This window comes from Neisseria shayeganii 871, from assembly GCF_000226875.1.
Classification (GTDB): Bacteria; Pseudomonadota; Gammaproteobacteria; order Burkholderiales; family Neisseriaceae; genus Eikenella; species Eikenella shayeganii.
In genome coordinates this window covers 577,851-595,531 of sequence record NZ_JH164926.1, presented here as the reverse complement: position 1 = coordinate 595,531, position 17,681 = coordinate 577,851, and the positions used below count along the sequence as shown (strand labels likewise).

30 protein-coding genes are annotated in these 17,681 nt (G+C 54.8%); 2 read left to right on the top strand and 28 right to left on the bottom strand.

What is annotated here, in order from left to right:
• Positions 1 to 7 precede the first annotated feature (7 nt).
• From HMPREF9371_RS14065 to HMPREF9371_RS02635, 17 genes are all read right to left on the bottom strand, one after another.
• Positions 8 to 283, bottom strand: a complete 276-nt coding sequence (locus HMPREF9371_RS14065; protein WP_462937425.1) for a phage tail assembly chaperone — start codon at positions 281 to 283, stop codon at positions 8 to 10.
• Positions 284 to 390: 107 nt separating this feature from the next.
• Positions 391 to 798: a hypothetical protein gene (locus HMPREF9371_RS02705; RefSeq protein WP_040660047.1), complete on the bottom strand. Its 408-nt coding sequence runs from the start codon at positions 796 to 798 to the stop codon at positions 391 to 393.
• Between the two features lie 54 nt (positions 799 to 852).
• Positions 853 to 1,329 carry a phage tail tube protein gene (locus tag HMPREF9371_RS02700; protein WP_232203065.1) on the bottom strand — a complete coding sequence of 159 codons (477 nt, stop codon included), beginning with the start codon at positions 1,327 to 1,329 and terminating at the stop codon, positions 853 to 855.
• 32 nt (positions 1,330 to 1,361) lie between these two features.
• Complete coding sequence (locus HMPREF9371_RS02695) at positions 1,362 to 1,745, bottom strand: phage tail terminator-like protein (protein ID WP_009118330.1); 384 nt, start codon at positions 1,743 to 1,745, stop codon at positions 1,362 to 1,364.
• The gene (locus HMPREF9371_RS02690) at positions 1,736 to 2,107 is read right to left on the bottom strand and encodes an HK97 gp10 family phage protein (protein ID WP_009118329.1); all 372 of its coding nucleotides are present in this window, start codon (positions 2,105 to 2,107) and stop codon (positions 1,736 to 1,738) included. The genes HMPREF9371_RS02695 and HMPREF9371_RS02690 overlap by 10 nt, the downstream gene beginning before the upstream one ends.
• 20 nt (positions 2,108 to 2,127) lie before the next feature.
• Positions 2,128 to 2,520 (bottom strand): hypothetical protein, encoded by a 393-nt coding sequence (locus tag HMPREF9371_RS02685; RefSeq protein WP_009118328.1) that lies wholly within the window; start codon positions 2,518 to 2,520, stop codon positions 2,128 to 2,130.
• A 3-nt stretch (positions 2,521 to 2,523) separates the two neighbouring features.
• On the bottom strand, positions 2,524 to 2,949 hold the full coding sequence (locus tag HMPREF9371_RS02680; protein ID WP_009118327.1) for a DnaT-like ssDNA-binding protein: 426 nt from the start codon (positions 2,947 to 2,949) through the stop codon (positions 2,524 to 2,526).
• A complete protein-coding gene (locus HMPREF9371_RS02675; RefSeq protein WP_009118326.1) occupies positions 2,942 to 3,208 on the bottom strand; it encodes a HeH/LEM domain-containing protein in 267 nt (88 codons plus the stop codon). The genes HMPREF9371_RS02680 and HMPREF9371_RS02675 overlap by 8 nt, the downstream gene beginning before the upstream one ends.
• A 99-nt stretch (positions 3,209 to 3,307) precedes the next feature.
• Positions 3,308 to 4,453, bottom strand: coding sequence for a P22 phage major capsid protein family protein (locus tag HMPREF9371_RS02670; protein ID WP_009118325.1), 1,146 nt, complete (start codon positions 4,451 to 4,453; stop codon positions 3,308 to 3,310).
• A gap of 15 nt (positions 4,454 to 4,468) precedes the next feature.
• Entirely contained in the window at positions 4,469 to 5,218 is a 750-nt protein-coding gene (locus tag HMPREF9371_RS02665; protein WP_040660043.1) for a DUF6651 domain-containing protein, read from the bottom strand.
• Between the two features lie 191 nt (positions 5,219 to 5,409).
• Positions 5,410 to 6,849: a minor capsid protein gene (locus HMPREF9371_RS02660; RefSeq protein ID WP_009118323.1), complete on the bottom strand. Its 1,440-nt coding sequence runs from the start codon at positions 6,847 to 6,849 to the stop codon at positions 5,410 to 5,412.
• Positions 6,846 to 7,010, bottom strand: coding sequence for a hypothetical protein (locus HMPREF9371_RS12720; RefSeq protein WP_009118322.1), 165 nt, complete (start codon positions 7,008 to 7,010; stop codon positions 6,846 to 6,848). The genes HMPREF9371_RS02660 and HMPREF9371_RS12720 overlap by 4 nt, the downstream gene beginning before the upstream one ends.
• The gene (locus HMPREF9371_RS02655) at positions 6,997 to 8,430 is read right to left on the bottom strand and encodes a DUF4055 domain-containing protein (protein WP_009118321.1); all 1,434 of its coding nucleotides are present in this window, start codon (positions 8,428 to 8,430) and stop codon (positions 6,997 to 6,999) included. The genes HMPREF9371_RS12720 and HMPREF9371_RS02655 overlap by 14 nt, the downstream gene beginning before the upstream one ends.
• An 8-nt stretch (positions 8,431 to 8,438) precedes the next feature.
• Positions 8,439 to 9,668, bottom strand: a complete 1,230-nt coding sequence (locus tag HMPREF9371_RS02650) for a phage terminase large subunit (RefSeq protein ID WP_232203064.1) — start codon at positions 9,666 to 9,668, stop codon at positions 8,439 to 8,441.
• A 25-nt stretch (positions 9,669 to 9,693) separates the two neighbouring features.
• Complete coding sequence (locus tag HMPREF9371_RS02645; protein ID WP_040660041.1) at positions 9,694 to 10,278, bottom strand: HGGxSTG domain-containing protein; 585 nt, start codon at positions 10,276 to 10,278, stop codon at positions 9,694 to 9,696.
• A 303-nt stretch (positions 10,279 to 10,581) separates the two neighbouring features.
• Positions 10,582 to 11,001 (bottom strand): hypothetical protein, encoded by a 420-nt coding sequence (locus HMPREF9371_RS02640; RefSeq protein ID WP_009118318.1) that lies wholly within the window; start codon positions 10,999 to 11,001, stop codon positions 10,582 to 10,584.
• Entirely contained in the window at positions 10,988 to 11,689 is a 702-nt protein-coding gene (locus HMPREF9371_RS02635; RefSeq protein WP_009118317.1) for an adenine nucleotide alpha hydrolase family protein, read from the bottom strand. Before HMPREF9371_RS02635 ends, HMPREF9371_RS02640 begins: the two co-directional genes overlap by 14 nt.
• A gap of 55 nt (positions 11,690 to 11,744) precedes the next feature.
• Between HMPREF9371_RS02635 and HMPREF9371_RS02630 the strand changes: the two genes are divergently transcribed.
• Positions 11,745 to 11,963 carry a helix-turn-helix domain-containing protein gene (locus HMPREF9371_RS02630; protein WP_009118316.1) on the top strand — a complete coding sequence of 73 codons (219 nt, stop codon included), beginning with the start codon at positions 11,745 to 11,747 and terminating at the stop codon, positions 11,961 to 11,963.
• Between the two features lie 105 nt (positions 11,964 to 12,068).
• Here the strand turns inward: HMPREF9371_RS02630 and HMPREF9371_RS10980 are convergent, their stop codons facing one another.
• The 9 genes from HMPREF9371_RS10980 to HMPREF9371_RS02585 form a co-directional block, all read right to left on the bottom strand.
• On the bottom strand, positions 12,069 to 12,608 hold the full coding sequence (locus tag HMPREF9371_RS10980; RefSeq protein WP_009118315.1) for a hypothetical protein: 540 nt from the start codon (positions 12,606 to 12,608) through the stop codon (positions 12,069 to 12,071).
• Positions 12,605 to 12,901, bottom strand: a complete 297-nt coding sequence (locus tag HMPREF9371_RS02620) for a DUF1364 domain-containing protein (RefSeq protein WP_040660039.1) — start codon at positions 12,899 to 12,901, stop codon at positions 12,605 to 12,607. The genes HMPREF9371_RS10980 and HMPREF9371_RS02620 overlap by 4 nt, the downstream gene beginning before the upstream one ends.
• A gap of 103 nt (positions 12,902 to 13,004) precedes the next feature.
• The gene (locus tag HMPREF9371_RS02615) at positions 13,005 to 13,610 is read right to left on the bottom strand and encodes a DUF1367 family protein (RefSeq protein ID WP_009118313.1); all 606 of its coding nucleotides are present in this window, start codon (positions 13,608 to 13,610) and stop codon (positions 13,005 to 13,007) included.
• Between the two features lies 1 nt (position 13,611).
• A complete protein-coding gene (locus tag HMPREF9371_RS02610) occupies positions 13,612 to 14,091 on the bottom strand; it encodes a RusA family crossover junction endodeoxyribonuclease (protein WP_009118312.1) in 480 nt (159 codons plus the stop codon).
• Positions 14,088 to 14,342 carry a hypothetical protein gene (locus tag HMPREF9371_RS02605; RefSeq protein ID WP_009118311.1) on the bottom strand — a complete coding sequence of 85 codons (255 nt, stop codon included), beginning with the start codon at positions 14,340 to 14,342 and terminating at the stop codon, positions 14,088 to 14,090. The genes HMPREF9371_RS02610 and HMPREF9371_RS02605 overlap by 4 nt, the downstream gene beginning before the upstream one ends.
• Before the next feature lie 86 nt (positions 14,343 to 14,428).
• Positions 14,429 to 14,638 (bottom strand): hypothetical protein, encoded by a 210-nt coding sequence (locus tag HMPREF9371_RS02600; protein WP_009118310.1) that lies wholly within the window; start codon positions 14,636 to 14,638, stop codon positions 14,429 to 14,431.
• 185 nt (positions 14,639 to 14,823) lie between these two features.
• Entirely contained in the window at positions 14,824 to 15,492 is a 669-nt protein-coding gene (locus HMPREF9371_RS02595; protein ID WP_009118309.1) for a hypothetical protein, read from the bottom strand.
• On the bottom strand, positions 15,492 to 16,430 hold the full coding sequence (locus HMPREF9371_RS10975) for a hypothetical protein (protein WP_009118308.1): 939 nt from the start codon (positions 16,428 to 16,430) through the stop codon (positions 15,492 to 15,494). The genes HMPREF9371_RS02595 and HMPREF9371_RS10975 overlap by 1 nt, the downstream gene beginning before the upstream one ends.
• Before the next feature lie 99 nt (positions 16,431 to 16,529).
• Positions 16,530 to 16,733 (bottom strand): helix-turn-helix domain-containing protein, encoded by a 204-nt coding sequence (locus HMPREF9371_RS02585; protein ID WP_040660037.1) that lies wholly within the window; start codon positions 16,731 to 16,733, stop codon positions 16,530 to 16,532.
• 121 nt (positions 16,734 to 16,854) lie between these two features.
• Between HMPREF9371_RS02585 and HMPREF9371_RS12455 the strand changes: the two genes are divergently transcribed.
• Positions 16,855 to 17,037, top strand: a complete 183-nt coding sequence (locus tag HMPREF9371_RS12455) for a hypothetical protein (protein ID WP_009118306.1) — start codon at positions 16,855 to 16,857, stop codon at positions 17,035 to 17,037.
• Between the two features lie 5 nt (positions 17,038 to 17,042).
• On the opposite strand, the gene HMPREF9371_RS12450 is transcribed toward HMPREF9371_RS12455, so the two are convergent.
• Both HMPREF9371_RS12450 and HMPREF9371_RS02575 read right to left on the bottom strand, forming a co-directional pair.
• On the bottom strand, positions 17,043 to 17,198 hold the full coding sequence (locus HMPREF9371_RS12450; protein WP_009118305.1) for a hypothetical protein: 156 nt from the start codon (positions 17,196 to 17,198) through the stop codon (positions 17,043 to 17,045).
• Between the two features lie 2 nt (positions 17,199 to 17,200).
• Positions 17,201 to 17,668: a phage regulatory CII family protein gene (locus tag HMPREF9371_RS02575; protein WP_009118304.1), complete on the bottom strand. Its 468-nt coding sequence runs from the start codon at positions 17,666 to 17,668 to the stop codon at positions 17,201 to 17,203.
• Positions 17,669 to 17,681 lie beyond the last annotated feature (13 nt).

The window sequence follows — 17,681 nt, the reverse complement described above, 5'->3', positions numbered from 1 at the left end:
AGATAGCTCATTCTTGCAGTTGCAGGCCATCGCTTCCTATCTCCACTACATCTTCGGCCGTCATAATTTGCATATATAGATGATCATATGACAACAATAATTCGCGTTCCCAGGGCTGAGGGAAACGGCCAATCAAGTCAAAAAAAGCCACCATATCTGAAAACTTCAGCGGCTCTATGCCGAAAGAACTGCTCCGCTGACGACTCAAGGTGCAAAACCAATCCCAAACGTGCGAAACTGCAAACGGAGCTTCTGGGGGGCTAGCCAGTAGATCTGTTTCGATGCCGGTTTCGTGATAGATCGCTAAATGCTGGTCCCATAAAGATGGCTTATCGTCTTTGGGTTTATGAATCTCAAAATACCGCCGTGCGGTTTGAAGTGCATCGGCGGTTACAGTGCCAAAAAATGTTCATCATCCGCCGCCGCCTCTTTGATTTGCGTGCGCAGCCATGGCAAGTCACTCAGGATTTGCTCATATTTGCTTTCCTGCACAGGCTTATCATCATCATCAAGCAGGCCGTGGATTCCCACCAATAGCGCCACACATTCAGCTACATCGTCCGCTTCAAGCTCGGCGCGGTTAAACAGCTTCAACTTGCCGGTACGCTTTTCGGTCTGATTTTCTTTTTGCAAGCGGTGAATCAGTGACTCTTGGAAAGCACGCATCACGTGCGACTGCGTAGAACGGATTTCAACTTCGAAATCCAACTTGGCGCGGGTAATGGGATGTGTCGGGTTGAAGGTATAGGTCAACTCAAATTTATCAGCAGAGAGAGTAGATAATTCGTTCAGTTTCATTTTCATTTCCTATGAAAAATAGGCGGCGCTTGGCCGCCATTAAGATTAACAAAATTAGGCTACAGTTTCTTTCGGCTTGCCACTCAGGCGCACTTCCACTTTTCTCGCCACCACGCCACCCGCCTCTGGCACAGACCAAGAGCGTGTTTTCACCACACCCACTGTTTCAAACGTGGTGCCGTCGGCAAAAGTTACCTTGAACAGCCGTGGCATTTTATCTTCGGCTGCTTTAATGATTTCTTGCTGGCCTTCATCTTCCGGCACATAATGTCCATCAAAAGACATGGTGCCGGGGTCGGATAACCCAAGGGCGAACTCTTTAAATCCTTCAGAGCACAGCGTAGTGACCTCAATTTCATCGGTATTAATGCCGCCATATTCAATCGTTTTTGTTGTGCATCTGAGATCCACCCAAGTAACTGGCGTCAAACCATCCTTTTGCTTACCGGTGGTATCTTTTACTTCCTCTTTGGACATTTTTAAGCCCGTTCCAGCGGAAAGAATATATTTAGATGACATTTTTTTCTCCAAATAAAAAACCCGCCAAATGGCGGGAAAACAAATTACATCGAAAAATAAGGTATGCTGATCACCACGGCATAACAGCCTTCCAGCACATGGCCGCGCGAACGGCTGGGGAAACCGAAAGACACTGCTCCATGTTTTGTGCTAGGTTCAAACAGGGCCATGATTTCCGCAGCATAAAGGTCTGCATCAGCCACGCCGGAATTCAGCGCTAGATATACGGTCACCTGGAAGATACCCTGCTGCCGGGAGCCGCACAGCGTGGCCGCAGACGTATCAGCAGGCAACAGAGAAGTCACTAGATAAGGCGGTTTCAGGCTGCCTGAATTAACATTCTCGAATACCACCTTAATCTTTTTTTTCTGCGCATAATCCTTGACCGCTTTTTCCAGCGGATGGTGCACAGTGCGGTTTAATTCCACTTGGCACTCCTTGCCCACATTATGACGTTTAATGCTGTGACGCGCATAAAGCCTTTGGGTGCTTGTACCGAATAACCGTTGATTGTTTTCCCCGTCGGCGTTTTCGGCGGGTTAGGATACAGTCCGTATTCGATTACAGGCGCATATGCCTTATCTGTGGCTACATACACCACATCCCCAGCCTTTACTCGCGCAGAACCGCCATTAAACACGGACGGCAGAGTGTTCACGCTCATGGTAATACTGGCACGTAAATCGCCACTATCCACAGGTGCGGCAGAGCGCACATCGTTCATTAGGCGGTCGGCTATATTTTGGACCACAACATCGGCTTTTTTCCTGACCAGATCAAGAGCTCCCATGTTGACAATAACCCTGCTTCTCACAGACTCTCCTTTCGTGTGTGGGCCTGATAGGCCACCACCACAGCGGCCGGCTTGATTGGCAGCACATTCACAATGCGCCACCGTTCATCGCCGCACTCCAACAGCGCGCCAACAGCCAGCCTGCATGATGCCGTAGCCGTTACCAACGCATCGCCCATTTGCACCAGATTGGCCGAACCGTGTGAAGCACCCATGCTGTTGAAAATGCCGATATGCTTTTCAGTCAAGCTGCCGAACACGCATTTACCGGCATGGGTTTTCAGGCTACCTGAAACAGTGCCGGTTTCTACATCGTATTCCACCTCAGTCTCAACGGTCACGGTGCAATCACGCCCAAAATCAGCCAACACATCGGCGGCCACCGCTTCCAGCTCTGCATAATCAAACATGGCCTACCCCCGTACTACCGGAACCATGCCGACGGCTCGCTTTTTTTCAAGTAAACCGCCCAGCAGAGAGACCACATAAGCAAAGCGTTCCGCTTTCGCCTCGTCGCCCACCGCGTAGGTTACGGCGATTTCCCCCACCTTCACGCTGCGCTGCTTCGGCTTCTCGTTTGCGGTCAATTGCTGCTGCATCGCCAGTTCACACACCGCCTTTTGCACTTCGGGTAATACCTCGGCACGTCCGGCGCGCATGGCGGCGTTCAGGCCGTCTTTCAGGCGGTAGTTCACATCCAAGAAATCGGACGCCGTCACCAGCGCCCGCTCTTTGGCTGTGTCATCCATCGCCGTCCACACTTCGGCGGATTGGCGCAGGGCGTGGTAGGCGTCGGCATCGGCCACGCTGATATAGCTGTCTTGCGGCACCTTAATCATGGCCGCCGCCTTCTGCCGCCAGTGCCGCTTCCAGCAAAGCCACCAGGTCGGCTTTCTTTGCCCCTTCCGGCACCTCGATTTGGCGCGCGGCCAGTTCGGCTTTCAGGGCGGCGGTACCGAGCTTGTGCGGATCGAGCGGCATGGCTTCTGCCTCATCAGGCAAATCACGCTCCACCACATTCCAGCCGAGCTTTGCGTGGCCTTGTTCGGTGCTTTCGTGCACAATCAGATATTGGCCGTCTTTATGTACTTTAATCATTGCCTTCCCTTTCTTCTGGATGGGTTCAGGCTACCTGAAACACTCAAACGCCGCTGCCGATACCGGCAGAAGCTCGCTTTTCAGGTAGCCTGAATCGGATTAGTGGGCCAAAACCACCAGATGCTCAGGCTTGATGACTGCGCTACCCCACGCCATCGCCACCTCGTATTTGACGCGGCGGTATTGGCGGTAAACGCGCACCTCGAAGCTGAGGCCGGTAATCGGATCGGTCAGCATCATGGCATCGTCGGCGGAGTCGCCGCCGTCCGGAAGGGCCGGCGCGCGGGTCGCCAACACAATCGCGTTGCGGTCGAAGGCAAAGTTCGGCGTGAAGTTGCCAAAGGAAGTGATGGCGTCACTGGCATTACCTTGAGCAATCAGGCCGGCGTTAAGCTCCAACTTATCAGAGGCACTGGAGACTTTTTTGCCCACGATGTATTTCACGCCGCCGATGGTGACAATATCGCCGGCTTCCAGTACACCGGAGCCGGATTTCAGGGCCAGGCTTTTCAGGCCGGCAGCGCTTTGGCCGTTGAGCTGGTAGCCGGAGCCGGCGCCTTGGGCGTGAGCCTTGATGCCGCCGGAATAGCGCAGGGCGAAGTTCTGAACGCGGTCAGTCATGCCGTTGCGCAACATATCCTGTGTGCCGGCTTCATTGACCTTAAACAGTACGGATTGCTTGCCGCGCAGGTTGGCCATTGCAGTCGAGTTGAGCACCAATTGGCGGTCGGATACCGGCGCGCCATTGTCGTCCAACAGCTTTGCAATACCCGCAAAGTCGGACAGGTCGCTGGCAGTACCGAAAGGTACGGTGCCTTTGGTGCCGTATGCCAAAGATGCGCCGGTCAGGGCTTTTTCGGCCACGCTTTGCTCAATCGAATTGACCAGCTTGCGCATGCCGTCGGCGAACTGGTTTGCCAAGATGGCGTTGTATTCGCCGGTATGGCCAATGGCTTTTTGCTCTTCGCCGTTCCACAGGATCGGGGCGGCCTTGGCGTGTTCGATGGTTACATCAGCATATTCCAAAGTGGTGCCCCCGCTGTTTTTCGGGTTTTCGCCTGGAATCACATCTTCCAATTCACCGGCTTTGGCAATCGGAGAGCGCACGGTCTGGCCTTTGGCAGCGCGTGCCACTGAGCTGTCTCGGTTCACTGCCGGAATCAGGCCCACCATTTCGCGGGACACTGTGTCCAAAGCGGCATAAAGGGTGGGGATCAAACCCGTCAGGGTGTTTTGAGTTGCCATTTACGGCTCCTTTCTTTAAATGATTTGTACTTTGTCCTGCAACGCCTGCATACGGCTTGCTGGGTCGAGTGCTTCAAATTGCTCACGGCTGAGGGTTTTGCCGCCACCGCTGCCGCCAGGCGTCGTACCGGCCCCGGAAGCGCCGCTGCCCTTGAGGATGCTGTCCTTGTTTGGGTAGGCATCAATCAGGGCTTCCAGCGCCTCGTCGAAGCCGGCTTTTTCGCCGGGGTTGGTGCGGCTGAAAATCTCGTTGCCGTGGGCGTCTTTGGCGACAATGCGGCCATCATCCGAAATGCCGAAATGTTTGCCGAAGAACGCCTGAGCCACGTCAGCGGGAATCGCCAACTTGTCCGCAATCACTTTGCTGCGGGCGAAGCTGCCGCCGATCAGCTCGCTGTGGAACTGGGCTTGAACTTTGGCCGTGGCTGCTTCCGCTGCCGCCAGCTTTTCTTCATACGACTTGATGACTTCCGCCTTAACCTTATCGGCCTCGCCGGCATCAATCAGCTTTTTGTCGTCCAAGTTCTGTACCGTCGCTAGCGCCTTCTTGGCCGCCTCGGCGTCGTCGATACCGTCAAAGGCTTTCAGCTTGGCTTCCGCTGCTTCTTTTGCTTCGCGGTGGCCCTTGGCTTCCGCATTCAGGGCCGAAATGCGCTGCATGGCCGCCGGGGCGTCAAACGGGATTTCTTTGCCGTCGTCATGCACATAAACCGGTTTGCCGTCTTGCAATACCACGTTGCCGTTGTCGTCCAATTTCAGTTTCACGTCGTTTACTCCATCAAAAAAAAGCGGCATCCGCCGCAGACACCCGCGCCATTCCCGGCAGCGGGCAACAAAAAAGGCCACCCTTTCAGATAGCCTGTAAATAATCTATAATTAACAAAGGGAAGCAGGCGAAACACGGTGAATCTGCCTGCCGTAGCCATACAAATAAGTGCGCGTGATAGGATGGCAGTCTATCCGCCTGTTTCCCTTTCAAACAAAATCACACCTTTTGCTCTAGTTCGCAGCATTTCCTTTTCTTTGGCTGAAAACAGCGAAACCAAATAAAGCTCCTCTCTGTCTTGGGTGGTCTTGACGACCGCCTTCAAAATCTCTTCATCTTTGCGGACAAACGCGATTTTCAAACCATCAACCTGCACCACCAAATCCGCCTGATTCAAAATCTGCGGAATGCGTCGATAAGTCGCCAGCGGCAGCTCAGGGTGGTTGTACAACTGCTTAATCAGCGTATCTTCCGACAACCACACCTTGCCGGTTTCGGCACCAAGCCAAGATTGCGCTCGCTTACTCAAATCGGCGGCATGCCAAACCTTATCCTGTGCCACTTGGCGGACGGCCGACAATTCAGCGCCGCCGGACTTCATTTCCGCCACTATGCGGCGGACTTGGCCGAAGCGCTGCCCAAAATCGCCGGATAGCACCGAAAGGGCGTGTTCGCGCCGCAGTCCGCGCAAGGTTATTGCCTCCAACCCGCCCCGCCGTACCGCATCATGCAGGCTGATGGTGCCGTCATGCAGCATCTGGCCGATACCCTTGCCGAATTGCTCCTGCAACTGCGCCAGCGTGCGGCCTTTAACCCAATCTTCGCCGCTCACACCTTGGAAATCGTCGCCCAAGTCGGCCACCCATACCAGGCGGCTGCGGCAGTTCGGGTGCATGGGCGGCACGCGAAACTCAAAATCATGCCCCTGCGGCTGTTTCTGCTTGTCCCACAGCTTGCCGTGGCGGTTGGTGCATACGCTGCTGGTTTTGCTGTCCAGCACCGAAATATGCCGGTAGCCCTTGACCCATGGATTGGCCTTGCCCGCCCAGTAGGTCGTTTGGTTGGCAATGGTGCTGATCCAAGTGGCGGTCGTGGTTTCGGCGTGCTGGATGGCGCGCTTGAAAGCGGCTTGCAGGTCGGTTTTCAGGCTTTCCCAGTCGCTGCCGCCCACCGCCGCCATACGCACCTGTGCGCGGATACGGCGCATCAAAGCATCACGCTGCCCGGTAAAGGCTTCGGCAATCGTCAGGCCGCCCACCAGCAAACCGTTCTGCAGGGCCTGCTTATGGGTTTCAGGCAGCCTTTTCGGCTCCGGTAGACCATACATGGCCGCCATGCCGCCCAGCCACACAAACAGCCATTCGCTTTCGTCTTCCACCACTTCGGCCGTATTCAGGCTACCTGAAATCAGGTCGTAATCACGGCTGAGTATGGCGTCGATGTCGGCCAACAAGGCTGCCAGTTCACGCCTGCCCATCTCGTCCAGATTCTGCCCGCGCAGCTTGTCCTCAACCTCGCGCCGCATGGTCTCAAGCTGTTGCAGCACATCGCGCCGAACGCTGCGCTCGTAGCGCATCAGGTCGATTTGCCGCGTCAGCAGGTCGTGGATGATTTGTTCGTTTGGGGTCATTGCAGCAGCATCTCGCCTGATTCGTAGCGCTCGCGGCCGTCCATCGCATGATGAATCACCAAGCCGTCATCGTTTACCGTAGGGCAGCACCAGCAATCGCGGCTCTGATCGTGTTCGCGGTAGTCGTTTAGCGGGATAACGTGCACATCATTTTTCGTCATCGCCTTGCCCGCCTTGCCCAAAGTCCATACCTGCCGGGGCCGCCGTTTCCGCCTCTTCGGCCAAGCGTTCTTTTTCCGTTTCCCACTCAGCCATGTTCGACACCAAACCGCGCCGCTTGGCCTCTTCAAACAGGGTTTGGTCGGACAAGCAGCCGGCGGCGTTCATCTTCAGCAACACGTCCAGACTGGCGGCGGGGTTGAAGTCGGCGTCAATATTGCCGGAAATTTCCACCGTGCCGCCGCTTTGCTCACCCACCCAGCGCACCATCATGTCCAGCATGCGGCCGATGGCGTCCTCAAGCAGATTGGCATAGTGGCGCAGCAGGCTGATTTCTTTGCCTTGCTCTTCGCGCGCCTGTGAATCTGTCAAGGCCAGCTTGGAGCGAATCAACAGCTTGGCACCGGCGGCCTGCATATCGGCTTCCAGCTTTTCCAGACTGCTTGCGCCGGCGGCGATGGCGGCTCCGGAGTGCTCAACGTAGCTCAATTGGCCGTCTATGCCCAAGCTCAACAGGTTGCCGGCGGCGGCCACTACCGACTCAAGGTTTTCCGATCCGCTGTAAGACAGCAGCGGCACGCGAACATAGTGGGTGATGTTGTCCTGGTCGCTTTGGCTTTGCCAGTGCTTGATGTTCAGGTGCGCCAGCTCCAGCAGAGGCGGCTCGCCGACAAAAAAGCCGGTCGGATTAGGTACCAGCTCAACAACCGGCACATAATCCAGCGGATTGCCGCCGGCGGACAGCAGGTTTTCACCGTGTAAATACCAGCTGCCCTTGTCGCTTTTGCGGTAGCGGCGCACCAAGCCCGGCTCCAACACGTTGATTTGCTCAATCGTCTTTTCGCCAAACTCGCCGTCCGGCTCGATAATGGTCTGCCGGTAACGGAACTGCGTACACACCGGCACGCCGGCCCGAACCTCGCTGCGGAAACCGATCACATCGGCATTGCGCACCGCCACCGCATACGGTCGCAGCCCGAGCGCCTTGTCATCGGCCAGCGTGCGGTTGCCTTCGGCGCTGGGGTAGTCCACCAACACATAAGACGCGCCGTAAGCCAATGCATCTTTAAACCATGCCGAACAGAACACCGGCAGATTGTTGTTTTGCAGGTCGATGTTATCCAGCAGCGGCAGCAGGCTGTCTGAAACCTGTTCGGTGTCGATGTCGCGGAAGAACACGCGGCCCACCATTTGGCCCAGCGTCTCGGCCATCACCGGCAGCAGGGTGGAGGTGCTGAGGCGGATGTCGTAGGCCTCTTTGCTTTCCTGCGGCCATTGCGGCAGATAGGTTTTGCCGGCCGCCCGCATGGCGCTGGTTCCGCCCATCAGGCTCTGCACCACCGTATTTTTGGCGTGCATGGCGGAAACTGCGCCGGTTTTGCTCGATACGTCCATAGGGTTGCTCAATAAAAAAACCGCCATCAAGGCGGTTACAGTAGAAAATCACTCCGGCCGACAGCCGGCTTCTTGATCGGATACAGCTTCACAATCGGATAAGTGCCGGCATCGGTCACATGGTCATGGCCGCTGGTTTTGTCCGGCTCGCCGTTGTTGTCGTACACCTGCTGCTCCATTGCTTCGGTCAGCCTCGGGCAGTTTCGGGTGTTCACTTTCAGCCTGCGTTCGCCGTTGCCGTTCAACAACATGGCCTGCGTGCTGTTCACCCGGTCTTTTACGCTCGGATTGGTGCTGTCAACACGAATCACAAAGCCAGCCTGCTTCAAAATGGAAATATCCGACTGCGACCAGTTCTTGCTGCTGCGGTTTTGGCCGCTGGCATCCGGGTAAATCGTGATGGCGCGGCCGGCATAGCGTTCTTTCAGCAAATCGGCCATTGTCGGTGTATCGCGCACATCGGTCAGTTCTGCCACCGCATACGGGTTGCCGTCCCGAATCACATACACCACGGCCGCCATTTTCAGCACATTGAAGTCCATGCCGATATGCAGGGCTTCGCCGTGCTCCATCTCGGCATCGGTATGGTTTTCTTCACGATCGAAGTTTGAATACACCGTACCGCTGTTCAGGTTGACGAACTGCCCGTTCAGGTAGGCTTCAATCAACTGCGGCGGATAACTGGCCTTCAGGGAGGTAATGTAATCATCCGGCAGGTTGGCGGCGTTGTCGTAAGTGCTGGCCTGAATCAAGCCGTACAGCTTGCCCAGCTCCGGCTTCTCGCGCACCGCCTTCACAAACTGCTCGTAAACGAACTGGAAGCCCTCCGGCGTGGTAGTCACATCAATACCGTTGCGCAGCCCGTCCACCTTGTAACGCATCCGCGCAATGATCTTACGCCACGCTTCCCGCGCCTTCTCGCGCTTCATGGTGTCGATTTCGTCGCACAGGGCGTGACCGATTTTGAAGCCCACAATCGAAGCGGGGTTATCCATCGAACGGCAAATTACTGTACTGCGGTATCGGCTGCCGCTGTAAACGTGCACTTCTTTATTCGATTGGTTGATGCTGACGGACAGGCCGCAGTCAAACGCCACTTCTTCCACCGTGGGATAAAAAATATCCCTAATCTGCGGATAGGTGGGCGCAAAGTAGCCGGCATTGATTTTTGGATAACGCAGGCAATGGATCATCAAGCTGTCGCAACCAACCCATGTTTTACCGCTGCCGTATCCCGCCACATAAGCGCGGAACTTGTGCGGCATTGCCAGAAACTTTGATTGGGGAACATTAAGCGTCGGCATCAGGCTTTCTCGCATCTACTGTTTGAAACACCACTTCAACCGGCTGCGATTCGGCTTCACTGCCATTCACAGCATCCAGTTCATTGCGCTTCAGCTCAATATCCAACATTCCAGCAATCAATCTCTGCCGAGTGGCCGTCAATGATTCAATACGCCCAAGTAAGCGCTGAATGATGGCCTCGTAATCTTTCCGCACAAAGGTTTTCTGCTGGATAGGCGGCATATCCGGATCATCCGTTACCGCAATACCACCAACCACCGCAGGCGATTCAACAAGCCGCTCAAGCTCCAGAGCTTCCGCCTCTTGTTCCGCCTCCAGCTTCAAGGCTCGATTCAGCCGGATTTTGCAGAGCCTCAATTCCGCATCAATGCTTTCAAGTTCCAAACCATCAGCAAGCTGCTTTTCTTCATCCGTATAGTAGGCAGAATAAAGCGCACCAGGCTTAAGGTTATTCTTGCCACCTTTAGGCGCGCCTGTTGATTTTCCCCCATGAAGTCGGCACCTGCCGTTTGCCATTGCATTGTTCTGACATGGGGCGCCTGAACGGGTTTTCGCCCCACACTTTGCCATAACAAAACCTTCTTACATGGGGTTAAAGTTTCAAGCAGCCTTACGATCCGCTTGTGCGGCCGCGAACAGCACTTACCGCACGACGCGCCAAATTACGCACGCCATCGGCAACACGCCCTAAAAATCCACGCATCTCAAGCTCCTTTCAGCTTCCACTTGTTCGCGCATTGGCACTACTACTCGCCCTGCGTCCATTGCCATTGGTGTACATGATGCCGCCATTATTGGCGAGTGTGATAAAACCACGCATATCAACCTCCAACAAAAAAGGCCGCCAAAGCGACCTATCCCAAAACCAGAATGTCAATCGACAAACTGGGCATAATCCTTATCAATCTTCCCTTCCGTCCGATACGGCACATCCGCATCCGGCAGAGTGATTCCGAGCTTTTCCGCCAGCAGGCGACCATCAATGTATTTATCGCCATGCGCCAGCAAATCAATCGCCTTCAGAAAGGCTTCTTTTTGCTCCCGCGTCTGGAAGCAGGCGGCAAACCAATATTCGCTATCGGTAGCCAGTTCAAAGCGGTTGCTTTCATTTTTGATGCGATCGCGGAAACCTTGTTGTACCGCATCCAAATCCGCTTTACTGTCTACTTCCGGGTTGCCGGTTGGCTCCGGCATGATGACTGCTGGGTCTTTCGACCGCTTGTGCTTGGCTACGGCCTGCTTGGCCTTTTGCTTCGCAGCTTCCAGTTTTGCTTTCACGTCAATATTTGCCATTTGCACACTCCCAGCGGAAAACCTCTAAATCAGCCATCGGATACAGCTCAAGGATTTTTTGATAATCCTTTGGATGGTGCTTTTTGATCGGCAACAAAAACCGCAGATCAATCCCATCAAACGAGCGGCCGAAGATTTTGTAATCACTTCCCAGCTTGACGTTGTGTTTTTTGAAACACTCAATCAAGTCTGCCTTTTTCCAGTCCCAAATCGGATGGTATTTGAGCTGGTTGTAGCTAATGCTGCCATGTGTATTGATGGCAATGCGGCGCATTGGGCTATCCGCTGCGCGGACGCCATCAGCCACTAGGGTTTTCCTGGGCAGCTTGTGCATCTGGCACATGGCCGCCTGAATGTCGGTGTAGTCAAAATTCGGCAAACCCGCATCTTCGATTACCGCGCAATTTTGGGGCGGCTGGAAGATAAAATGGTTAAGCAGGCGATGTACGGACGGGTGGGGCAGCTGTGTGACCTTAAAACCAAACTGCCGCTCATACATGGCAATTTGCTCATCCACAAACTCAAGGCCGGGGACGAGATATAGGTAATAGGGGACAACCTCCTCAAAATGATCCTTGATGGCCAAATATGCCGCGACCGCATCTTTGCCGGTGCTAAATGCCAGTAGGGTCTTTTTTTGTCGCTTGGCAACCTCGCGGATGGTGTCGGCTCCAGATAGCGCAACCATTGTCCAATACCTCTATCTGATTTATCATATCATCTATTATATAGATATATTATCCATGATGCAAGACTACACCGACAAAATCAACTCGCTTTTGCATGATGCCCACATGACCCGAGCTGAGTTATCACGAGCCATCAAAATCGCCCCCCGAAACATCAGCCGGTGGAATACCCACGGCATACCTCAATACGCTGTTGCCTACCTGGAGTTAAAGGCAGAGATGATCTCCCTGCGCCGGCAGATTGCCCAGATGCAAAAAAGCCCACGCGATTAAGCATGGGCTGGGAATCTTACAAATCTTTCGGGCGAAAGAATACACAGTATCAAGTTACTACCGATTTTGGCACACATTTGTGCCAAATACAAGCGCTTTATAAAACTATGCAGCATTAGGGAGTAGGTCGAACAAAATATCACGCATTTCATCTAACCCTTTTCGCTCAAGTGCATTCAATCTGGTTTTTAGTGAATTTTTCTGCCGATTCAGGGTGCGCAATACCAATCCGTATCGCTCACAATCAGCTCTGAAATTATGGGGCTGCCGGCACAATACCTTCGCAATCATCGCATGGCGCATCTGCTTCGGGATACCCTCAAGTTCCACACACCAAGACAAGCCATCAACCGCATCTTTCCATTCATTGCTTTTGGCAGGATGGCCGCAGCACGGGCATTCGCGTTCCACATCTCCAAATCGTACCGTCAGCGCCCAGCGCTGCTCTTTGGGCAAGGCATCCAGCTTGTTTAATATCATGGCGGCCTGTGCCGCTCCGTCCACGCCGTGCAAGCCTTTTCCGCTGCCGATTGCACCACCTTGCGCCAAGGCCGTCATCGGCGTGCGCGGCGACTGCTCGGCCGAATAGTGAAACGCAAAAGTCAGCGCTTCTTCCACGCTGCCAAATAGTGCCTGTTCGTTCATCCCTTCACTCCCAACAATCCCATTTCCACCAAAATCTGCTGTGTCCGCATCACGCCTTCTGCGTGGGCCAGCCGCGCTTCTTCCGCATCCATAAGCCGCGTGCGGCGGTCGGCCTCATCATGGCAGGCCGAACAGGCAAACGCCGCCTGCCAGTCCGGCGGTTTCAGCCCGGTGCCGCAGGTGCCGGCCATGCGGTAATGCGCCAGCACCACGGTTTCGGGGTTGCGGTTACAGATGCCGGGCAGCCTGATTTGGCATTGCTGGCCGCGTGCCGCTTGCCGTATCTTGCTCATCAATAACCCCTCCACCAGCGGCGCAGCAGCACCAGCGTGCCGCCCCACATCAACAGCACCGCAGGGATGCCGAATACCAACAAAAAAGCCAATTCACTTAATTTCACGATCCAAACTCCATCATTTCTTCCGCCGCGCGCAGGGCGGCTTCTTCGTTTTCAAACTTGCCCCTCAGCATCATGTTCCAGGCTACCTGAAAGCAGTTGCGGTAAAAGGCGTTGAACGTCTCCTGATCCATGCTGGCAAAGCTGATGCTCATCGGCTCTTTGCGGATGCCGGCTGGCGTTTCGTACACCTCAAAATAGCCCGCTTCCATCGTCAGCCAGCGGCGGAAGGCTTCCATATCGTGCAGCACCGCACCTACTTTCTCGCCGCGCTTGACTGCTACTTGCAAAACAAATGCCTCGGCAAATTCCAGAAACAGGCCGCCGCTGTTGTGCAGGGATTCAAGGCGGCGGGCGAACTGCTCCACCAGCTTCTTTTCGCCCTCCGTTACCATGCCGCCGGTGGGCTGCCAGTATTGGTAGGCCAAGGGCAGCAGACCGCCGAAAAACAGCTTGTGGTGCTGATAGCTTCGGTTGGACATCTGCGTGACCTTGACGCGGTAGGGTTTGCCTATTTTCAGTTCGCGCAAGATTTCCGCATCCGCCACCGTGGCCGGGGCCAATGTGCCGGCGGGGGTTTTGATGACGGCTGCCTCAATCGCCATTTCAGGCCGCCTCCCGCGCCAACGCTTCTGCCTTCATTTCGTCCATCGTCGGCATCCGCTCCACAAACACCGTGATGTGCGGCACATCATCCTGCATAAAGCAGTAGCGCTTGCGGATAATGCACTCCACCACCTGGCTGTCGTCGTGGTAGGCGATTTCATTCAAGGCATCACAGGCGGCCTTGCCGATGTTGTCGGCATCCGGCTTTCCGGTCGGATACAGATTGCCCGCCATCGCCGCCGCACGCTTCTTCTTGCTCCAGCTTTTCGGCACGGCAAACCATGCTCCGATATGCACCCGCAGCGGCTCGTCCGATTTCAACCAACCTTGCAGCTGGGCCGCCTTCATCGCCGCCGCCCGGATTCCAGCCTCGTATTGTCGGGTTTTTGCCGGCGTGTAGTGGCGGCCGCCTTTGGTGCTGCGCGGTCGGCCTTTTCCTTGTGGCTGGCCGTTCACGCGGAAGAGCAGGGTCTTTTTCATTCCGATACCTCGCAGCACAAGCGGTCGTTCAACCAGTCCACAATGTCCTGCTGCATTACCCGATAACCAACGCCCGGCGGCATCCGTAAACGGCAATACAGCTTGCCCCTGCGGCTGATAACAGCCACCGGATGGCCTTTGTGCCGTTTGATGCTCCAGGTAAATTCGCCGTAGCTGTTGCGGGTGTTCAGGCTGTTACCTTGTATCCACCCCGCGCTATTGGTCTTGGTTTCTGTTTTCGGGTACTTCATTCCGACACCTCGCCACGCTGTTTCGTCACGTCCACCAGCCCGATCTCACAGGCCAGCCAATCCATCAGTTTTCGCATTTCCAAGCCTCACCCAAGCAATTTAATCAACGTCTCTTTTGAGGGGATAAACAAAACACCCAAAAAAGCCGCAATCAGCAAAAATTTAGGTCTTTTTTTTGTGACGATTATTTCATAACCTTTTATTTTTAATAAAAAATATCCAATAAAACTAAAGAACACCACAAAATTACAAAGGCCATTTAAGGCGTGGATAATGTCAATCAGCCAATAATTCATTTCTCAATCGCTCCAAAATTTCCTCTCTCGCCGGCGCATCCTGCAAACACTCAAGCTGCCTGAGCGCCGTTTCCTGCAATTTCCTGTTTGGCCGGTGGCTGCGTATCTCATCTGCGCAGCACTCGATACAGCGCCAGTTGCGTATCAGGCTGCCTGATTCGGCGCGGGCAGCGCAGCAGGGGCAGTTAGGCATTGGCCATATCCCGCTTGTCCAACAAAGCCAACAGATTCGCCGTTACCTGCTTACCGATTCGGCGCTGCTCTTCCGTCAGCACTTGGCCGGTTTCCAGCAAATAACGCTCTTCGCCGGCCTCAGATGGCAGATACATCGCCGCCTTCTGCTGGGGCAAACGGCCAAGCTGCACCGCCTCCATGATGGCCTTGGTCTGATGCTCGCGGTCATGTCCCTTACTCACAAACCAATCCACCTTGCCGCCGTTGGTTTGCACATCCGCCGCCAGCCGCTCATAAGCCGCACGGAACGCCATCCGCGCCCCGGTCTTGTCGCCGGCGTAGAACAAATCCATCGCCCCGTTTTCCGACGCCTTCATCGCAATCACCGGCACCACCACCGTCAGCGCCTCATTGCGCCAACCTTCCACCAGCATCCCGAACGCCTCATCCGCGGATGGCAGGCCGGTATCAATGCGCTCCAACACCGCAGCCAAAGTCAGGCGGCCAGTCAATTCACGGCGGCAGCGGTGCAACGCCTTCAACACCTGAGCGGTTTCGTAAACCAGCAAATCTTCGATCATCGCCGCCTTGGCAGCCGCAGACAGCTCAGTGGCCGTCATCTCGCAGCAAACTGTCAGGGCCTCATCAATCGCCACCGCCTTTTTCGCAAAGTCTTCCATCAAATCACCCCCTTCGCCTTCAAGATTTCCAACGCCCCTTTGTGGCTCTCAAAATTCGCCTGTGTCCGCTCCGTCTGCCTCGCCTTGGTTGCCGTCATCTGCTCGCCGCGCTGCATATCCGTCAGCACCTGCTGGTAAGCTTTGAGCAGGCAGCCGAAGTCATGCCGGCTACGCACAAACCAACCTTCGTTGTGCCAAACGAAAAAGGCGGCTAGTTCCGGTGCAACTTCACGGCCTACCAAGCCCACAAACTGCGCAGTCTGCCCCCGCGTCTTCGCATTGGTTGCAGGCAGCACCCCGTAGCGGTCGCGGTAGGCACGGGCATAGGCCTGCCAAGTGCGCACATTGTCCGGGTCAGGTTCCCCCTTCGGCCGTTTTGCAGACTTCGGTTTTGCATCAGGCGGATTGACAACAGCCGGCGGCGCAGCGGGCGGTGCGTCAGCACCCCCGTTGCCATTCAGTTCTTTGTTATCTTTTTTCAGTTCTTTGTTGTAGTTGTCAGTATTTATTAATTCACCGACATTTCCGCAGTCTGCGGTTTCAGCAGTTTGCGGTTTTCGCAGGCTGCTATTTCCGCAGTCTGCGGTTTCAGCAGTTTGCGGTTTTCGCAGGCTGCTATTTCCGCAGTCTGCGGTTTCAGCAGTTTGCGGCGTGTCAAAGACGTAGTAATCCACCTCTCCGGATTGGCGCTTTTTACGCACCACATATCCTGCCGCAATCAACTCTTTGAACATTTCCCAGATACCGCGCTCACGGGTATGCTTGCGCGTCCCTTCAGTTTCTTTTTCCAGCGCTTTCACAATGACTTGCCAATCATCGGGCTTGGAAAGTAAAGTACAAAGCAAACCTCTGCTATCCCACGCCAAACCGCCGGTCGCAAAAATTCCGTTATCCAGAGTCGTAAAATTGCGCACCTGTTTCGTTCGGATAATTGCCATTACTCCCGCTCCCCCACCGCCGCCAACATCTGGCGCTCGCAAAACTCGGTTACGGCCAAAGCACAAGCAAAGGCCCACGTCCAAAATCGTTCACGCATATCAACCCCTCACCATCGAATAACTGGCATACGTTTTACCCGTCCGCTCGTCATGCACTGTCTGCTTTGATATGGCATGGCCGGACTGCCTCAAGTCATAAATCCGCGCGCCAAGACGCAAGCAACCAAAACGCTGCAACGCCTCAAGCGGCGTGATGCTGTTTCCTGCCTGCATCCAAGCAAGGATTTGCTGTGATTGGCTCATCAGATACTCCCTTTCAGGTAGCCGTATTTCGGCGGGCATCCCACCCGCCCGGCGGTTAAAACGTCCGCTAACGCCGTGGTATGATTGAATTTCCACAAACAACCGCCCCACGGAGGGTAAAATGTCCAAATTGACAAAATTTGAAGCACTGCAATTGGCCGCAATCTTGGCAACTCGCCGCGAATACAACATTCCCTATTCAGAGGATGCGAAAGACTTATTCGATTTAGCAGAAGCCATCCTCGAAGAGGATAAAAACCGAAATCCATCCCCGCCGGCAGCCAAAGCCTCGTTAAATATGTAATCTGCTTATCGTTTCTTCAGGCGGGCAAAGAACTTCGCCACCGCTTCGGCACGATCCAAAATATCGGACACCGGCTCTTTGCCTGCCTGCCATTGATCGAACACCACGCCCTTAATCAGGCGGCGTTCACGTTTGCTTAAGTGTTTGCTTGTCTTCTTCATCTTTAAATACTCCCGTACAGGCACATGGCATCGTTCACCATGTCCAATATCGCCGCGCGAATGCGCATCTGCTCGTTCGGGCCAATTTCTCGGCCTGATTCCGATTCTTCTTTGTGGGCGGCAATAAGCTTTTTTGCCACCCGGCTGTGCTTTTCGGCTACATCAGCAAAACCGGCCAGCGGGTCGCTGTAAGCCCGGTCGCAATCCGGCAACGGCATACACACATACCCAGCCAACCCGGCCAAGCGCTGCACCGGCTTGATGTCCTGCGTCGCTTCAACAATGCGGCAAACCTCGTCCGCCGTCGGGTGGTTGGTCGGGCAGTTCGGATTGAGCTTGTTTGCCAGCAGCTTTTCGTTCATGCCAATGGTCGCAGCTACCGCCGTAATCCCGCCGCGCCCGTTTTTGCAGGCTGCCTGAAGCAGCAGAGCAAATTCAGGGTGGCGCAGGAAATCATGGGCTGTTTTCATGGTGTAAACCTTC

Excerpts from the sequence above, each read along its gene's own strand:
- HMPREF9371_RS02705 (WP_040660047.1), bottom strand. The coding sequence starts at position 798 with ATGAAACTGAACGAATTATCTACTCTCTCTGCTGATAAATTTGAGTTG.
- HMPREF9371_RS02690 (WP_009118329.1), bottom strand. The coding sequence starts at position 2,107 with ATGGGAGCTCTTGATCTGGTCAGGAAAAAAGCCGATGTTGTGGTCCAA.
- HMPREF9371_RS02685 (WP_009118328.1), bottom strand. The coding sequence starts at position 2,520 with ATGTTTGATTATGCAGAGCTGGAAGCGGTGGCCGCCGATGTGTTGGCT.
- HMPREF9371_RS02680 (WP_009118327.1), bottom strand. The coding sequence starts at position 2,949 with ATGATTAAGGTGCCGCAAGACAGCTATATCAGCGTGGCCGATGCCGAC.
- HMPREF9371_RS02675 (WP_009118326.1), bottom strand. The coding sequence starts at position 3,208 with ATGATTAAAGTACATAAAGACGGCCAATATCTGATTGTGCACGAAAGC.
- HMPREF9371_RS02670 (WP_009118325.1), bottom strand. The coding sequence starts at position 4,453 with ATGGCAACTCAAAACACCCTGACGGGTTTGATCCCCACCCTTTATGCC.
- HMPREF9371_RS02660 (WP_009118323.1), bottom strand. The coding sequence starts at position 6,849 with ATGACCCCAAACGAACAAATCATCCACGACCTGCTGACGCGGCAAATC.
- HMPREF9371_RS12720 (WP_009118322.1), bottom strand. The coding sequence starts at position 7,010 with ATGACGAAAAATGATGTGCACGTTATCCCGCTAAACGACTACCGCGAA.
- HMPREF9371_RS02655 (WP_009118321.1), bottom strand. The coding sequence starts at position 8,430 with ATGGCGGTTTTTTTATTGAGCAACCCTATGGACGTATCGAGCAAAACC.
- HMPREF9371_RS02650 (WP_232203064.1), bottom strand. The coding sequence starts at position 9,668 with ATGCCGCACAAGTTCCGCGCTTATGTGGCGGGATACGGCAGCGGTAAA.
- HMPREF9371_RS02645 (WP_040660041.1), bottom strand. The coding sequence starts at position 10,278 with ATGGCAAAGTGTGGGGCGAAAACCCGTTCAGGCGCCCCATGTCAGAAC.
- HMPREF9371_RS02640 (WP_009118318.1), bottom strand. The coding sequence starts at position 11,001 with ATGGCAAATATTGACGTGAAAGCAAAACTGGAAGCTGCGAAGCAAAAG.
- HMPREF9371_RS02635 (WP_009118317.1), bottom strand. The coding sequence starts at position 11,689 with ATGGTTGCGCTATCTGGAGCCGACACCATCCGCGAGGTTGCCAAGCGA.
- HMPREF9371_RS02630 (WP_009118316.1), top strand. The coding sequence starts at position 11,745 with ATGATGCAAGACTACACCGACAAAATCAACTCGCTTTTGCATGATGCC.
- HMPREF9371_RS10980 (WP_009118315.1), bottom strand. The coding sequence starts at position 12,608 with ATGAACGAACAGGCACTATTTGGCAGCGTGGAAGAAGCGCTGACTTTT.
- HMPREF9371_RS02620 (WP_040660039.1), bottom strand. The coding sequence starts at position 12,901 with ATGAGCAAGATACGGCAAGCGGCACGCGGCCAGCAATGCCAAATCAGG.
- HMPREF9371_RS02615 (WP_009118313.1), bottom strand. The coding sequence starts at position 13,610 with ATGGCGATTGAGGCAGCCGTCATCAAAACCCCCGCCGGCACATTGGCC.
- HMPREF9371_RS02610 (WP_009118312.1), bottom strand. The coding sequence starts at position 14,091 with ATGAAAAAGACCCTGCTCTTCCGCGTGAACGGCCAGCCACAAGGAAAA.
- HMPREF9371_RS02605 (WP_009118311.1), bottom strand. The coding sequence starts at position 14,342 with ATGAAGTACCCGAAAACAGAAACCAAGACCAATAGCGCGGGGTGGATA.
- HMPREF9371_RS02600 (WP_009118310.1), bottom strand. The coding sequence starts at position 14,638 with ATGAATTATTGGCTGATTGACATTATCCACGCCTTAAATGGCCTTTGT.
- HMPREF9371_RS02595 (WP_009118309.1), bottom strand. The coding sequence starts at position 15,492 with ATGGAAGACTTTGCGAAAAAGGCGGTGGCGATTGATGAGGCCCTGACA.
- HMPREF9371_RS10975 (WP_009118308.1), bottom strand. The coding sequence starts at position 16,430 with ATGGCAATTATCCGAACGAAACAGGTGCGCAATTTTACGACTCTGGAT.
- HMPREF9371_RS02585 (WP_040660037.1), bottom strand. The coding sequence starts at position 16,733 with ATGAGCCAATCACAGCAAATCCTTGCTTGGATGCAGGCAGGAAACAGC.
- HMPREF9371_RS12455 (WP_009118306.1), top strand. The coding sequence starts at position 16,855 with ATGTCCAAATTGACAAAATTTGAAGCACTGCAATTGGCCGCAATCTTG.
- HMPREF9371_RS12450 (WP_009118305.1), bottom strand. The coding sequence starts at position 17,198 with ATGAAGAAGACAAGCAAACACTTAAGCAAACGTGAACGCCGCCTGATT.
- HMPREF9371_RS02575 (WP_009118304.1), bottom strand. The coding sequence starts at position 17,668 with ATGAAAACAGCCCATGATTTCCTGCGCCACCCTGAATTTGCTCTGCTG.